Here is a 14290-nt window from a genome sequence, read left to right on the forward strand (position 1 = left end):
GGGGGAGAGCGTCGCTCCACCACCCGTCGGCCGACCGGGTCCGGGGAGCGAGGGAGGCACGGCAATGGCGGTCACCGAGCACGCGTCGGCACGGGCGGTCGACGTCATCGACGTCATCGACGTCACCGACGAGCCCATCACGCCGGTGCCCGGAAGCAGCATGCGGGTCCGCAAGCGTGACGGCTCGCTGGAGCCGGTCGACGTCAACAAGATCGTCCGGGCGGTGTCCCGCGGTGCCGACGGGCTCGCCGTCGACCCGCTCCGGGTCGCCACCCGAACCATCAGCGGCCTGTACGACGGCGCCAGCAGCGAAGAGCTCGACCAGCTCTCGATCCGCACCGCGGCCGCCCTCATCGCCGAGGAGCCCGACTACTCGCGGCTCGCGGCCCGGATGCTCAACACCTGCATCGACAAGGAGGTCCGCAACCAGGACATCTACTCGTTCAGCCAGTCGATCAAGCTGGGCCACGACCTCGGGCTGATCGGCGACGCCACCGCTCGGCTGGTGGCGGCCAACAGCCGCAAGCTGAACGACGCGGTCCTGCCCGACCGCTCCTGGCTCTTCGAGTTCTTCGGGCTGCGGACGGTCTACGACCGGTACCTGCTCCGCCACCCCGACACCCGCCAGGTGATCGAGACGCCCCAGTACTTCTTCCTGCGGGTCGCGTGCGGGCTCTCCCGATCCGCCAACGAGGCCGTCGAGTTCTACCGGCTGATCTCCAGCCTCGACTACCTGCCCTCCAGCCCCACCCTGTTCAACTCGGGCACCACCCACAGCCAGATGTCGAGCTGCTACCTCCTCGACTCGCCCCTCGACGAGCTCGAGGCCATCTACCACCGCTACACCGACGTGGCCCGGCTCTCCAAGCACGCCGGCGGGATCGGCCTGGCCTTCCACCGGGTGCGCAGCCGCGGGTCACTCATCAAGGGCACCAACGGGCTCTCCAACGGCATCGTCCCCTGGCTCAAGACGCTCGACTCCTCGGTGGCGGCCGTGAACCAGGGCGGTCGCCGCAAGGGCGCGGCCTGCGTGTACCTCGAGACCTGGCACGCCGACATCGAGGAGTTCCTCGAGCTGCGCGACGGCACCGGTGACGAGGGCCGCCGGGCCCGCAACATCAACCTGGCCAACTGGGTGCCCGACCTGTTCATGGAGCGGGTCGAGCGCGACTGGGTGTGGTCGCTGTTCGACCCCAAGAAGGTGCCGCACCTCACCGACCTCTACGGCGAGGAGTTCGAGCGGGCCTACGTCGAGGCCGAGGAGGCCGGCCTGTTCGAGCGCCAGGTGCCGGCACGGGAGCTCTACGCCCGCATGATGCGCACCCTGGCCCAGACCGGCAACGGCTGGATGACCTTCAAGGACGCCAGCAACACCAAGTGCAACCAGACCGGCCGGCCCGGCAACGTGGTGCACCTGTCGAACCTGTGCACCGAGATCCTCGAGGTCACCAGCCAGGGCGAGACGGCGGTGTGCAACCTCGGCTCGGTGAACCTCGGGCACTTCGTGACCGCCGGCGGGTTCGACTTCGAGCGTCTCGGCGAGGTCGTGCGCGTCGCGGTCCGCTACCTCGACCGGGTCATCGACATCAACTACTACCCGACCGACGAGGCCGCCGCCTCCAACGCCCGGTGGCGGCCCGTGGGCCTGGGCCTCATGGGCCTGCAGGACGTCCTGTTCCGCCTGCGCCTGCCCTTCGACAGCGACGAGGCCCGAGCCCTGTCGCTCCGGATCTCCGAGGAGATGTACTTCCACGCCCTGTGGGCGTCGACCGAGTTGGCCGAGGCCGACGGGCCCCATGCCGCCTTCGCCGAGACCCGGGCGGCCGCCGGTCGGCTGCAGTTCGACCTGTGGGGCGTCGAGCCCACCGATCCGGCCCGCTGGGCCGAGCTGCGGGGGAGGATCGCTGCCCATGGCCTGCGCAACTCGCTGCTCGTCGCCATCGCGCCCACCGCCACCATCGCCTCCATCGCCGGCTGCTTCGAGTGCATCGAGCCGCAGGTCTCCAACCTGTTCAAGCGGGAGACGCTCTCGGGCGAGTTCCTGCAGATCAACTGCTACCTGGTGCGCGACCTGCAGGCCCGGGGCCTCTGGACGGAGGCCGTGCGCAACGAGATCAAGAAGGCCGAGGGGTCCGTCCAGCACCTCGCCGACCTGCCCGACGACGTCCGCCTGCTCTACCGGACGGTGTGGGAGATCCCGCAGCGCTCGCTGATCGACATGGCCGCCGACCGGGGGGCCTTCATCGACCAGAGCCAGAGCCTGAACCTGTTCGTGGAGACCCCGTCCATCGGCAAGCTCTCCTCGATGTACGCGTACGCGTGGAAGAAGGGCCTCAAGACCACGTACTACCTGCGGTCCCGGCCGGCCACGCGCATCGCCCAGACCACCACGACCGCCGCCACCGCGTACACCGACGGCGAGGCGGTCGCCTGCTCCCTCGAGAACCCCGAGACCTGCGAGGCGTGCGACTGATGGCGCTGACCGACGCTCTTCGCGACACCGACCTCACCGCCACTGCGGGCTCGTCCGCCCCGGCCCCGGCCCCGGCCCCGACCCCGGGCGGCGCCGGCGATCCAGGCGGGCGGCGGGCCATCCTCGACCCGGGCCTCGACCTCACCCTGCGGCCCATGCGCTACCCGGGCTTCTACGAGCGCTACCGCGACGCCATCCGCAACACGTGGACCGTCGAGGAGGTCGACTTCTCCGACGACATCGTCGACCTGCAGCGCAAGCTGCTGCCGGCCGAGCGCCACCTGGTGAACCGGCTCGTCGCCTTCTTCGCCACCGGCGACTCCATCGTCTCCAACAACCTGGTGCTCAACCTCTACAAGCACATCAACGCCCCCGAGGCCCGGCTGTACCTGAGCCGGCAGCTCTTCGAGGAGGCGCTGCACGTGCAGTTCTACCTGACGCTGCTCGACACCTACATCCCCGACCACGACGAGCGCCACGAGGCCTTCGCGGCCATCGAGAACGTCCCCGCGATCCGCGAGAAGGCCGAGTTCTGCTTCCGCTGGATCGACTCGGTGAACCACCTCGACCGCCTCGCCACCCGCGACGACCGCCGCCAGTTCCTGCTGAACCTCATCTGCTTCGCGGCCTGCATCGAGGGGCTGTTCTTCTACGCGGCCTTCGCCTACGTGTACTTCATGCGCTCCAAGGGCCTCCTCAACGGGCTGGCCTCCGGCACCAACTGGGTGTTCCGCGACGAGAGCGCCCACATGGGCTTCGCCTTCGAGGTGGTCGACACGGTGCGGCGCGAGGAGCCCGACCTGTTCGACGGGGAGCTGGCCGCCCAGGTCACCCGCATGCTCGAGGAGGCCGTCGACGTCGAGACCCGCTTCGCCGAGGACCTGCTCGGCGAGGGCGTGCCGGGCCTGTCGACGGCCGACATGCGCCAGTACCTCGAGTTCGTCGCCGACCAGCGACTGGGCAACCTGGGCATGGCCCGGCGCTTCGGCGCCAAGAACCCGTTCGCCTTCATGGAGCTGCAGGACGTGCAGGAGCTCACCAACTTCTTCGAGCGCACGGTCGCCGCCTACCAGATCGGCGTCACCGGCGAGGTGAGCTTCGACGAGGACTTCTAGCGCCCGTCCGGTCGAGTCGCCGGCGGCCCGGTCGGCTCGGCGGCGCCTCTAGCATCGCCGCCATGGAGCGCACGATCTTCGAGGCCGAGCACGAGCTGTTCCGCGAGTCGTTCCGGACGTTCGTGGAGAAGGAGGTCAGCCCGCACCACCTCGAGTGGGAGCGGGCCGGCATCGCCGATCGCTCGCTGTTCCGAAGGGCGGGCGACGCCGGGTTCCTCTGCATGGAGGCGCCCGAGGCCTACGGCGGCGGCGGGGTGGCCGACTTCCGCTTCAACCAGATCATCTCCGAGGAGATCCAGCGGGCCGCGGTGGCCGGCTCGGGCCTGGGGCTCACCCTCCACAACGACATCTGCCTGCCGTACTTCCTGAGCCTCGCCACCAACGAGCAGAAGGGGCGGTGGCTCCCCGGGATCGTGTCGGGCGAGCTGATCACCGCCATCGCGATGACGGAGCCGGGCATCGGCTCCGACCTGGCCTCGATGCGCACCACCGCGATCCGCGACGGCGACCGCTACGTGGTGAACGGCTCGAAGACCTTCATCACCAACGGCATCAACGCCGACCTGGTGATCACCGCGGCCAAGACGAACCCGGCCGAGCGCCACCAGGGCATGTCGCTGCTGGTGCTGGAGCGGGGCATGCCCGGCTTCGAGCGCGGGCGGAACCTGGAGAAGGTTGGCCTCCACGCCCAGGACACCGCCGAGCTCTTCTTCACCGACGTCGAGGTGCCGGCGGCGAACCTCCTCGGGGCGGAGGGGGCGGGCTTCGTGCACCTGGTCACCAACCTGCCCCAGGAGCGGCTCTCCATCGCCATCGCCGGCGTGGGCGCGGCCCAGGCCGCCCTCGAGTGGACGGTCGACTACTGCAGGGAGCGCACGGCCTTCGGCCAGCCCATCGGCAGCTTCCAGCACAACCGCTTCGTGCTGGCCGAGCTGCGCACGGAGATCGAGGTGGCCACCCACTACGTCGACCAGTGCGTGCTCGCGCTCAACGCCGGCCGGCTGTCGGCCGAGGACGCGGCCATGGCCAAGTGGTGGTGCACCGAGCTGCAGAAGCGCGTCGTCGACCGCTGCGTGCAGCTGCACGGCGGCTACGGGTACATGCTCGAGTACCCGATCGCCCGCGCGTACGCCGACGCCCGGGTCACCACCATCTACGGCGGCACCACCGAGATCATGAAGGAGATCATCGGCCGCTCGATGGGGTTCTGAGCGGCGCCGGGCGGCGCGACGTGCCAGCGTGGTCCGGTGGACCCGCTGCTGACGAAGCTGCAGCACCGCGACGGTGATCCGATCGTGGTGCTGGGCGCGCCGGCTGAGCTGCGGGCGCTGATCGGCCGGTGGGCCGACGAGGCCCCGGTGGCCAACCGGCTCCGGCGCGGCGCGCCCTTCGTGCTCGCCTTCTGCCGGTCGAGCGCCGAGGCGGCCGACCGGGGCCCGAAGGCGGCGCGGGCGGTCGCCGACGACGGGGTGCTGTGGATGGCGTACCCGAAGAGGGCGTCGCGCCGGTACCGATCGGATCTCCGCCGTGACCGGGGCTGGCAGCCCCTGGCCGACCTCGGGTTCGAGGCGGTGCGCCAGGTGGCGATCGACGGGGACTGGTCGGCGCTGCGCTTCCGCAGGGCGGAGCCGATCTCGCGCCTCCCCCGTGATCCCGAGCGGCCGGCGGTGGCCGCCCGCCGCCACGGCCGCCGCCGCCTGGCCGTGGTCGCCGCCGTCGAGCCGGCGGTCGAGGCGTACCTCGACCGGCTGCCCGCCGATCGCCAGCCGTTGGTCCGTCGGGTGCACGAAGCCGTCCGCACGGCCGTGCCCGAGCTCCCCGTGGCGATGTGGAAGGGCATGATCGGCTACGGCTCCCACCACCACCGGTACGCGTCGGGGAGGGAGGTCGACTGGTTCGTGATCGGGCTCGCCAACCGGAAGCGCTACGTGAGCCTCCAGCTCTGCGCCGTCGAGGGCGGCGCCCACCTGGCCGAGGCCAATGCCCACCGGCTCGGGAGGGTGTCGGTGGGTCGGAGCTGCGTGCGGTTCTCGACGCTCGAAGACATCGACTTGGCGGTGGTGGCCGAGCTCGCACGGCGGGCCGCCGATCTCGTCGACGAGGGCGGGTTCGAGCCGTAGCCGCGACGGGCGCGGCCATCCCGCTCGCACCCGTCTGCGGGCGTGGCTGCATCATCATGGCGGGTGCACGGGAGCCGGCTCCGCCCGGCGGCCCGACGTTCGCCGAACCGGAGGTGCCGACATGACCCTGGCCATGACGAGAGCGGAGCGGGAGGCGTTCCTCGCCGGGCTCCACGTGGGCGTCCTGTCGGTGGCCGCCCCCGGCCGGTCGCCTCTCACGGTGCCGGTCTGGTACGCGTACGAGCCCGGCGGCGACGTGTGGTTCGCCACCGAGCCCGGCTCCCGCAAGGGCCGGCTCGTCGGCGTGGCCGGCCGGGCCAGCCTCTGCGCCCAGAACGAGGTGCCGCCGTACTCGTACGTGAGCGTCGAGGGCGCCGTGCGCGACACCGGGCCGTCGAGCCCCGACGAGCTCCGCCTCCTCGCCCACCGCTACCTGGGCCCCGAGCTGGGTGACGCCTACCTGGCCGCGACGTCGGCCGATGCCGTCAGTCACACGTACCGGCTCACGCCGGAGGTGTGGTGGACGGTCGACTACGCCAAGATGGCGCTGGGCTGAGTGACGGTTCTGCGTCCCGGTTGGCCCCCTCGGCGGCACATCCGGGACGCAGAACGGTGCTGGGGCCGAGTCTGGCCGGCGACGCAGGCCCGGCCAGTCGGGTACCGTCCTGGCATGCGGCGACGGCTCGGGTTCGTGGCCGCCGTGCTCGTCGCGGTGGCGTCGCTGGCGGTCGCCGGCCTCCTCGGAGGGCACGGCGCGACCTCCGGCGGCGTGGTCGGCGCCGGCCGTGGTCCGGCCGTCGTCGCCGCTGACGCCGCCCTCGGCGATGCCGGGCCGTCGCACCTGCCGGTCGTGCGGGGTGTGATCGCCGTCGGCGTCCTGGTGATGGTGGTGGTCGGCCTGGGCTGGCGGCCGACGCGTATCGCTGTGGTGACCGTGGCGTCGGGGCCGGGTCCGCGATGGCACCCCCGGAGGGGTCCACCCCGCTAGGTGGTGTGGCGGGCGCGCCCTCCCCTCGGGGAGTGCCGAGCGCGCGGCCCCGGCCGACCGGGGCGACGAACCGCCGGCACGGTCCGGCGGATGCCCGCACCTCCCATCGAGCCCTCGGGAGAACCGATGAACCCACTCCGCGTGCGACCCAGTCCCGTCCCGCGCATCCGCGACCGCGGTGCCGCCGTCGAGGGTGTGATCGCCGCAGCGGTGGCCCTCGTCGTGGTGGTGATCGCCCTCGTGCTGCTCCGCCTGCCCGACACGGTGGACCGCCTCGTCGTCCGCAACGACACCCCGTTCGAGCTGCGGATCCTCGCCTCACCCGGCTCCGGCGGCTGGACCCCGGTCGGGGTCGTAGGTGCCGCGTCCACCGTCGAGGTGCGCGACGTCATCGACCACGGACGCTCGTGGACCTTTGCGTTCAGCTACGCCGGCGAGGACGGCGGCACCGTCACCGTCGAGCGGACCGACCTCGTCTCGGCCGGATGGGAGCTGGTGGTGCCCGCCGAGGTGGGCGAACGGCTCTCGTCGGCAGGGTTGGCGCCGTCGGCCTGACGGCCCGGTCGTCGCGTGCGCGGCGGGCCGGCCGACGAGCGGGCTGACCCGCAGCTCGTCGAGCATCCACCGTGGCCGGCCCGGACGACTCCCGCCTCGGGGCCCTCTGCGGTGGCTGGGGGAGGCGCCGTCGAGCTCAGGTCGGACCGGCGGTGATGGTGTCGCGGAGCTCGCTCAGCCAGTCACCGACCGGCCAGATGGAGTCGACCACCCAGGTGGCGCCGGCCTCGGCGTAGTCGGCGTCGGTGGCGCCTTCGGCCCGGGTCGCCACCACATCGAACGGGCCGGACCGGCCCTGCGCCGATCGCTCGGCATCGACCAGTGCCCGCACGGCGGCGATGGCGCGAGGCGGGAGCGGGTTGCCGTCGGTGGCGACCGGGGCCACCCCGTCCCACCGGGCGGCCCGCCGCAGGGGGCGGCGGTTCGGGAACATGCCGGCGATCCAGAACGGCGGTCGGGGCCGCTGCACGGAGGCCGGCCGCAGGTGGGCGTCGACCCGGAAGTGCGCCCCGCGGTGCTCGACCGGCTCGCCCCGCACCAGCAGGTCCACGAGCTCCAGGCCCTCGTCGAGCCGGTCGGCCCGCTCCCGGTCGCCGGTGGGGTCCCCGAAGGCGCCGAACTCGTCGTCGGCCGGGGACCCGAGACCGGCGCCGAACACGGCCCGGCCGGCGCTCAGGTGGTCGAGGGTCACCAGCTCCTTGGCGACCTTCCAGGGCCGGCGCCGGGCCAGTGGGGTGACGAGGGTGCCGAGGCGCACCCGCTTGGTCGCCTGGGCGACGGCGCCCAGCACCACCCAAGGATCGAACACGTCGACGTCGGCCGTGCGGTGGAAGTGGAGGTGATCCCACAGGGCGACCCCGTCCCAGTCGGCGGCCTCGGCCGCGACGGCCAGCTCCACCAGGGCGGCCGGGCTGCCCATGTTGGGGATGCTCACCAGGTGCTGCACCGCCACAGGCTCGCGCGTCGGGGGTTCGGCGGGTGTCGGGCGCGCTGGCGACGTGTGGGGGGTGCCTGGCGCGCGTCGGGTGGGGTTCGGCGGGTGTCGGGCGCGCTGGCGACGTGTGGGGGGTGCCTGGCGCGCGTCGGACCGGGGTGGGACGCGGCGTGGGCCGGGCCGGTGTGACGCGACGGCGCTGGGAGGCCGGGCTGGCGTGCCGTCGGCCTGACGGCGCTGACCGGGTGCCGCATCGGCACGGGCTCGCGCCGATCAGGCCCGGCCCAGGACCCGCTCGACCCTGATCTCCAGGGCCACCCGGTCGGAGCGCTCCTTCGGCGGCTGGTAGCGGGCGGAATAGCCCGCCACGGCGTCGGCCACCGCCGGGTCGCCGACGGGCACCGCTCGCACCGGACCCTCGAGCGACAACCAGCGCCGCCCGTCGACCTGGCACAGCGCCGCCCGCCCGCCCAGGCGGGCGTTGCGGTACTTCTGCGAGCCCTCGAACGTGATCACCCGGGCGACCCCGGAGGCGGCGTCGAACGAGAACCCCACCGGCACCACGTGGGGTGAGCCGTCGGCCCGCATCGTGGTGAGGGTGGCCAGGTGACGCTCGGCGAGGAATGCCAGCGCACCCGCGGGCAGCGCGGTGGGGTCGAGGGCCATGGCCCCATGATGGCGATTGCCCGGCTCCTGCGGGGAGCCGGGCAATCGCCCGAGCGGGCCCGCTACTCGCTGGCGATGGCCTCGAGCACGTCGAGCTTCGATGCCCGGCGCGTGGGGCCGAGCGCGGCGACCACGCCGGCGAGCGCGGCGACCAGCACCACCACGAGCAGCTGGCCGGGTGGCAGCACCAGCTCGGTGAAGCCCTGGTCGGACAGGGCGGTGACGATCGCCCAGCCGAGGAACGCCCCGATCACCAGGCCGAGAGCCGTGCCGATCAGGGCGATGATCACCGACTCCCAGCGCACGGTGGCCCGCAGCTGGCTGCGGGTCATGCCGATGGCCCGCAGCAGGCCCAGCTCCCGGGTGCGCTCGAAGATCGACAGGGCGAGGGTGTTGGCGATGCCGATGAGGGCGATGATCACGGCCAGGCCGAGCAGGGCGTAGATCAGGTTCAGCAGCTGGCTGATCTGCGCGGCCTGGGCCTCCTTGAACTCGGTGGCGTCCTGCAGCTCGGCCGTGGGGTACTCGGCCAGGATCCCGTCGAGCTGGGCCCGGAAGGCGTCCTGATCCGTGCCCGGCGCCGTCTTCACGTACACCTGGAAGTCGAGCCGGTCCTGGAAGTTGGCGTCGTACGTGTCGAGCCCGATGGCGTAGTTTCCGGCGGCCTCGTTGTTCTCGAAGATCGCCCCGATCGTGAGGGGCACCTCGCCGGTGAGCGCGAAGTTGGCGGCGATGGTGTCGCCCACCTGCCAGTCGTTCCTCTCGGCCACGTCCTGGTAGACGGCGATCGAGTTCACCGGCAGGTCCTGCAGCGATCCGGCGATCACCCCGAAGTCGAACAGGGCGTCGGCCACCTCGGTGTCGGCGGCGGACAGGAACTTGGTGTCGCCGTCGACCTGGAAGGCGTTGAAGCGCACCCCCGTCGACGCCGCGGTGTCGGGCAGGGCCGCGATCTCCTGCGCCAGCTCGGGGCTGAAGCCGCCGCCGAAGCCCCGGGCGGCCACCACGTAGTCGGCCCGGAACTGCTCGTCGATCGCCCGCCCGATCGACGCCTGGGCCGACGCTGCGAAGATCGTGATGAAGCCCACGAGGCCCACGCCGATCATGAGGGCCGAGGCGGTGGCCGCGGTGCGCTTGGGGTTGCGGGTGGCGTTCTCGCGCGCCAGCTGGCCGCTGATGCCCCGCAGCTTGGCCAACGGCCAGCCGAGCAGGTGGGCGAGGGGCGTGGCCAGGATCGGTCCGAGGGCCGCGACCCCGAGGAACACGACGGCAGCGCCGACGCCCACGCCGGCGAGGGCGCTGGCGCCGCTGCCGGCGAACAGCCCGACCAGGAGGATGGCGACCCCCATGGCCAGCACCGCGGAACCGAGCACGACCCGGACCCGGGAGCTGCTGCTGGTGTCGACGGCCACGTCGCGCATGGCGGCGACCGGCGGGATCCTCGACGCCCGCCGGGCGGGCACGATGGCCGAGATCACGGTGACGACCAACCCGACGACGATCGACGCGATCACGGTGCGAGCGCTCACCACGATCCCGCCGCTCGGGAGATCGACGCCGATGACGCCCAGCAGGGCCTTCAGGCCGACCGCCACGCCGATGCCCAGCACGATGCCGAGCAGGGCGGCGACGAGGCCGACGACCAGCGCCTCGAGGACGACGGAGCCCAGCACCTGGCGGCGGCTCGCGCCGAGCGCCCGGAGCAGTGCCAGCTCGCGCGTGCGCTGGGCCACGATGATCGAGAACGTGTTGTAGATGATGAAGCAGCCGACGAACAGGGCGATCACCGCGAAGGTGAGCAGGAAGTTGTTGAAGAAGCCGAGTCCTTCCTGCACGGCGTTCTGGCTCTCCTCCACCTGCTCGGCGCCGGTGATCACCTCGAGGTCCTCGCCGCCGAGGGCGGCACGGAGGTTGGCGGCCAGCTCGTCCTGGCTCACCCCCTCCTGGGCGTGGGCGACGACGTCGTCCCACTTGCCGACGGCGCCGGCCACCTCCTGGGCCTGGGTGGGGGTGAACGCGATCACCGAGGCGCCGGCAAGGCTGTTGCTCGACCCGAACCGGGCGATGCCGACGATCTCGTACTCGGCCGGCGGGCCCTGGGTCAGCACGATCGCCCGATCGCCGACCGCGAAGTCGCCGTCCTGGGCGCTGCCCTTGTCGATGAGGATCTCGTCGCTCGCCTCGGGGGCGCGGCCCTCCTCGATGGTGAAGGGGTTGAGCTCGGCGTTGTCGGTCCACGCCACGCCCAGCGAGGGTGCGCCGCCGAGCGAGCCGATGGCGTCGCCCTGCCTGTCGACCAGCTGGGCATAGGTGTTGATGTCGCCCGCGGCGGTGGCCACGCCGTCGACCTGCAGCACGCGGTCGAGGGTGCTCTGGGGGATCCGGGGCCGGTTGCTCCCGAAGTCGGACTCGAACGGCTCCGGCGCCCGCACCACCGCGTCGACGCCCTTGCTGGTCTCGGCGAAGAGCTTGTCGAAGGTCTGTTGCAGCGTGTCGGTCAGCACGAACGTGCCAGCCATGAAGCCCACGCCCAGCATCACGGCCAGAGCGGTGGCGACGAAGCGGAGCTTGTGGGCCGCGAGGCCCTTCAGCGAGGTCTTCAGCATCGGGCCGTCACTCCCCGAAGCGCTTCATCCGGTCGAGCACGCGCTCGGCGGTGGGGTCGGGCATCTCGTCGACGATGCGGCCGTCGGCGAGGAACACCACGCGGTGGGAGTACGACGCGGCCACCGGGTCGTGGGTGACCATCACGATGGTCTGGCCCAGCTCGCGCACGGCCCGGCGCATGAAGTCGAGCATCTCGGCGCCCGAGCGGGAGTCGAGGTTGCCGCTCGGCTCGTCGGCGAAGATGATCTGCGGTTGGCTGGCGAGGGCTCGGGCGACGGCCACGCGCTGCTGCTGGCCGCCCGACAGCTCGCTGGGCCGGTGGTCGAGCCGGTCTCGGAGCCCGACGGTGTCGATCACGTTGTCGATCCACGCCGCGTCCCCCTTGCGCCCCGCCAGGGCCATGGGGAGCGTGATGTTCTCGCGTGCCGTGAGCGTCGGCACCAGGTTGTAGGCCTGGAAGACGAAGCCGACCTTGTCGCGGCGCAGGACCGTCAGCTGCTTCTCGCCGAGGGTGGAGAGGTCCTCGTCGCCGATGAAGACCGAGCCCGACGTGAGGTCGTCGAGGCCGGCCAGGCAGTGCATGAGCGTCGACTTGCCGGAGCCCGAGGGGCCCATGATCGCGGTGAAGCGCCCGGTCTCGAACTCGGCGGTGACCCCGTCGAGGGCCCGCACCTCCGTGTCGCCCCGGCCGTACACCTTCACGGCGTCGACGGCTCGGGCGGCGACGGTGCCCGTGGGGGGAACGCTGTCGATGGTGGTCGTGGACATGGCCCCATCCTCCGATCGGGACGGCCCGTCGGTCGTCCTCCTCGCGGATGATCGTGGCGTGACCTCGGGCACCACGGCCGGCGGGTTGCGGCGGCTCAGGACCGGCCCGGCCGCACCAGCCCGCACTCGTAGGCGAGCACGACGGCCTGCACGCGGTCGCGCAGCCCCAGCTTGGCCAGCACCCGCCCCACGTGGGTCTTCACGGTGGTCTCCCCGAGCACCAGCGCCTCGGCGATCTCGGCGTTGGACAGGCCGCGGGCCAGGTGCCGCAGCACCTCGAGCTCGCGGTCGGTGAGCAGATCCAGCGCCGGCGGTGGCGACGTGGAGGGCAGCGGCTGGCGGGCGAACTCCTCGATCAGCCGGCGGGTGATCGAGGGGGACAGCAGCGAGTCCCCGGCCGCCACGACGCGGATCGCCTCGATCAGGTCGTCGGGCGGCGTGTCCTTCAGCAGGAAGCCGCTGGCACCGGCGCGGAGGGCGGCGAAGACGTCGTCGTCCACCTCGAAGGTGGTGAGCACCAGCACCTTCGGCCGCTCGCCCTCGGGGAGCCGACCGAGCTGGCGCGTGGCCTCGATCCCGTCCATCACCGGCATCCGGACGTCCATCAGCACGACGTCGGGACGAGCCCGGCGGGTGAGGGCCAGCGCCTCCCGGCCGTCGGCGGCCTCGCCGACCACGGTCAGGTCGTCCTCGGCCTCGAGGATCATGCGGAAGCCGGCGCGCACCAGCGCCTGGTCGTCGACGACGAGCACGCGCACGTTCATGCCGGCTGCCGCACGCTCCTGGCCGTCGACCGCGATCCGTCGAGCGGGAAGCGGGCTCGCACCTCGTAGCCACCGCCCACGCGGGGCCCGGCGCGGAGCTCGCCGCCGAAGAGGGCCAGCCGCTCGCACATGCCGACGAGGCCCTGGCCCTGGCCCAGCCCGTCGCCGACGGGCGTCAGCGCCGCCGCCCCGCGGCCGTCGTCGCGGATCGTGACCACCAGGGAGTCGGGCTGGTAGGCCAGCACGACCTCGGCCTCGGCCGGACCGGCGTGCTTGCGGACGTTGGTGAGGCCCTCCTGGACCACCCGGTAGGCCGACAGGTCGATCCCGGCCGGGAGCGGTCGGGGCTCGCCCAGCTGCACCAGGGCCACCTGCTGGCCGGCGGTGCGGCACTCGGCCAGCAGCGCCCCGAGGCGGTCGAGGCCGGGCTGGGGCTCCCTCCTCGCCGCCTCCGGCCGGCCGTCTGACGAGGGGTCGCGCAGCACGCCGAGGAGGCGGCGCATCTCGTCGAGGGCCTGGCGGCCGGTGGCCTCGATGGCCTCCAGGGCTCCGGCCGCCCGGTCGGGATGGCTGGCCAGGGCTCGGCGAGCGCCGGCGGCCTGCACCACGACAACGCTCACGCTGTGGGAGACGATGTCGTGCAGCTCGCGTGCGATCCGGGCCCGCTCCTCGGTCACCGCCTGTCGCGCCGCGGCCTCGCGATCGGCCTCGAGGCGGCGGGCCCGCTCCTCGACCTCGGCCACGTAGGCCCGCCGGGTGCGGAGGCTGTCCCCCAGGACCCAGGCGCCGATGAAGACCGCCAGGTTGCCGATCACCGTGTCCACGGTGACCTCGGGCTGGTCGATCAGCATCCCGGCGAGCAGCACGCTGAGCATCACGGCCACCGACGCGGCGCCGGCGCGCAGGGCCACGGGTCGCTCCGTGTGCGCGGCCACCGAGTACAGGGCGATGAGGCAGCCGAGCGTCCCGGCGGTGCTCGGGTAGTCGAGGACGAGGTGCGCGCTCGTCGCCAGCAGCGTGACCGCCAGCACCAGGCAGGGGCGCCGGCGGCGCCAGGCCAGGGGAAGCGTCTGGAACAGCACCAGCACGACGGCCACGGCGTCGGGCGGGTTGGTGTCGACCGTCGGGAGGGGGTCGACCCACAGCCCCGGCACCGCGATGGCGGCCATCACCGCCGCGAGGAGGCCGTCGGCCGCGAGCGGGTGCTCCCGCAGCCACGCCGGGGACCACCGGCGGTGGGGTCGAGCGCGGGCCGGTCTCCCCGGCGGCGCGGTCGTCGGGGACGGGGCGGCGGCCACGA

13 protein-coding genes are annotated in these 14290 nt (G+C 72.8%); 7 read left to right on the forward strand and 6 right to left on the reverse strand.

The window, feature by feature from the left end:
* Nucleotides 1-64 precede the first annotated feature (64 nt).
* The 7 genes from IPM45_12570 to IPM45_12600 all read left to right on the forward strand — a co-directional run bounded on the left by IPM45_12570 (nucleotide 65) and on the right by IPM45_12600 (nucleotide 7251).
* Nucleotides 65-2473: a ribonucleoside-diphosphate reductase subunit alpha gene (locus IPM45_12570; protein MBK9180368.1), complete on the forward strand. Its 2409-nt coding sequence runs from the start codon at nucleotides 65-67 to the stop codon at nucleotides 2471-2473.
* The gene (locus IPM45_12575) at nucleotides 2473-3588 is read left to right on the forward strand and encodes a ribonucleotide-diphosphate reductase subunit beta (GenBank protein MBK9180369.1); all 1116 of its coding nucleotides are present in this window, start codon (nucleotides 2473-2475) and stop codon (nucleotides 3586-3588) included. The genes IPM45_12570 and IPM45_12575 overlap by 1 nt, the downstream gene beginning before the upstream one ends.
* Before the next feature lie 62 nt (nucleotides 3589-3650).
* On the forward strand, nucleotides 3651-4799 hold the full coding sequence (locus tag IPM45_12580) for an acyl-CoA dehydrogenase family protein (GenBank protein ID MBK9180370.1): 1149 nt from the start codon (nucleotides 3651-3653) through the stop codon (nucleotides 4797-4799).
* Between the two features lie 36 nt (nucleotides 4800-4835).
* Entirely contained in the window at nucleotides 4836-5708 is an 873-nt protein-coding gene (locus IPM45_12585) for a DUF1801 domain-containing protein (GenBank protein MBK9180371.1), read from the forward strand.
* A gap of 121 nt (nucleotides 5709-5829) precedes the next feature.
* Nucleotides 5830-6264: a pyridoxamine 5'-phosphate oxidase family protein gene (locus IPM45_12590; protein MBK9180372.1), complete on the forward strand. Its 435-nt coding sequence runs from the start codon at nucleotides 5830-5832 to the stop codon at nucleotides 6262-6264.
* Nucleotides 6265-6378: 114 nt separating this feature from the next.
* Complete coding sequence (locus tag IPM45_12595; protein ID MBK9180373.1) at nucleotides 6379-6696, forward strand: hypothetical protein; 318 nt, start codon at nucleotides 6379-6381, stop codon at nucleotides 6694-6696.
* Nucleotides 6697-6837: 141 nt separating this feature from the next.
* Complete coding sequence (locus IPM45_12600; protein MBK9180374.1) at nucleotides 6838-7251, forward strand: hypothetical protein; 414 nt, start codon at nucleotides 6838-6840, stop codon at nucleotides 7249-7251.
* Nucleotides 7252-7387: 136 nt separating this feature from the next.
* Here IPM45_12600 and IPM45_12605 read toward each other — a convergent pair whose 3' ends face one another.
* From IPM45_12605 to IPM45_12630, 6 genes are all read right to left on the reverse strand, one after another.
* Complete coding sequence (locus IPM45_12605) at nucleotides 7388-8170, reverse strand: LLM class flavin-dependent oxidoreductase (GenBank protein MBK9180375.1); 783 nt, start codon at nucleotides 8168-8170, stop codon at nucleotides 7388-7390.
* A 288-nt stretch (nucleotides 8171-8458) separates the two neighbouring features.
* Entirely contained in the window at nucleotides 8459-8851 is a 393-nt protein-coding gene (locus tag IPM45_12610) for a TIGR03618 family F420-dependent PPOX class oxidoreductase (protein MBK9180376.1), read from the reverse strand.
* A 62-nt stretch (nucleotides 8852-8913) separates the two neighbouring features.
* Nucleotides 8914-11457, reverse strand: a complete 2544-nt coding sequence (locus tag IPM45_12615; protein MBK9180377.1) for an FtsX-like permease family protein — start codon at nucleotides 11455-11457, stop codon at nucleotides 8914-8916.
* 7 nt (nucleotides 11458-11464) lie between these two features.
* Nucleotides 11465-12226, reverse strand: a complete 762-nt coding sequence (locus tag IPM45_12620; GenBank protein MBK9180378.1) for an ABC transporter ATP-binding protein — start codon at nucleotides 12224-12226, stop codon at nucleotides 11465-11467.
* Between the two features lie 95 nt (nucleotides 12227-12321).
* Nucleotides 12322-12990: a response regulator transcription factor gene (locus tag IPM45_12625; GenBank protein MBK9180379.1), complete on the reverse strand. Its 669-nt coding sequence runs from the start codon at nucleotides 12988-12990 to the stop codon at nucleotides 12322-12324.
* Entirely contained in the window at nucleotides 12987-14288 is a 1302-nt protein-coding gene (locus IPM45_12630) for a sensor histidine kinase (GenBank protein MBK9180380.1), read from the reverse strand. Before IPM45_12630 ends, IPM45_12625 begins: the two co-directional genes overlap by 4 nt.
* Nucleotides 14289-14290: the final 2 nt, after the last annotated feature.

Source organism: Acidimicrobiales bacterium (assembly GCA_016716005.1).
Classification (GTDB): Bacteria; Actinomycetota; Acidimicrobiia; order Acidimicrobiales; family JADJXE01; genus JADJXE01.

Coding starts and splice junctions, on each gene's coding strand:
- IPM45_12570 (MBK9180368.1), top strand. CDS start 65: ATGGCGGTCACCGAGCACGCGTCGGCACGGGCGGTCGACGTCATCGAC.
- IPM45_12575 (MBK9180369.1), top strand. CDS start 2,473: ATGGCGCTGACCGACGCTCTTCGCGACACCGACCTCACCGCCACTGCG.
- IPM45_12580 (MBK9180370.1), top strand. CDS start 3,651: ATGGAGCGCACGATCTTCGAGGCCGAGCACGAGCTGTTCCGCGAGTCG.
- IPM45_12590 (MBK9180372.1), top strand. CDS start 5,830: ATGACCCTGGCCATGACGAGAGCGGAGCGGGAGGCGTTCCTCGCCGGG.
- IPM45_12595 (MBK9180373.1), top strand. CDS start 6,379: ATGCGGCGACGGCTCGGGTTCGTGGCCGCCGTGCTCGTCGCGGTGGCG.
- IPM45_12605 (MBK9180375.1), bottom strand. CDS start 8,170: ATGGGCAGCCCGGCCGCCCTGGTGGAGCTGGCCGTCGCGGCCGAGGCC.
- IPM45_12610 (MBK9180376.1), bottom strand. CDS start 8,851: ATGGCCCTCGACCCCACCGCGCTGCCCGCGGGTGCGCTGGCATTCCTC.
- IPM45_12615 (MBK9180377.1), bottom strand. CDS start 11,457: ATGCTGAAGACCTCGCTGAAGGGCCTCGCGGCCCACAAGCTCCGCTTC.
- IPM45_12620 (MBK9180378.1), bottom strand. CDS start 12,226: ATGTCCACGACCACCATCGACAGCGTTCCCCCCACGGGCACCGTCGCC.
- IPM45_12625 (MBK9180379.1), bottom strand. CDS start 12,990: ATGAACGTGCGCGTGCTCGTCGTCGACGACCAGGCGCTGGTGCGCGCC.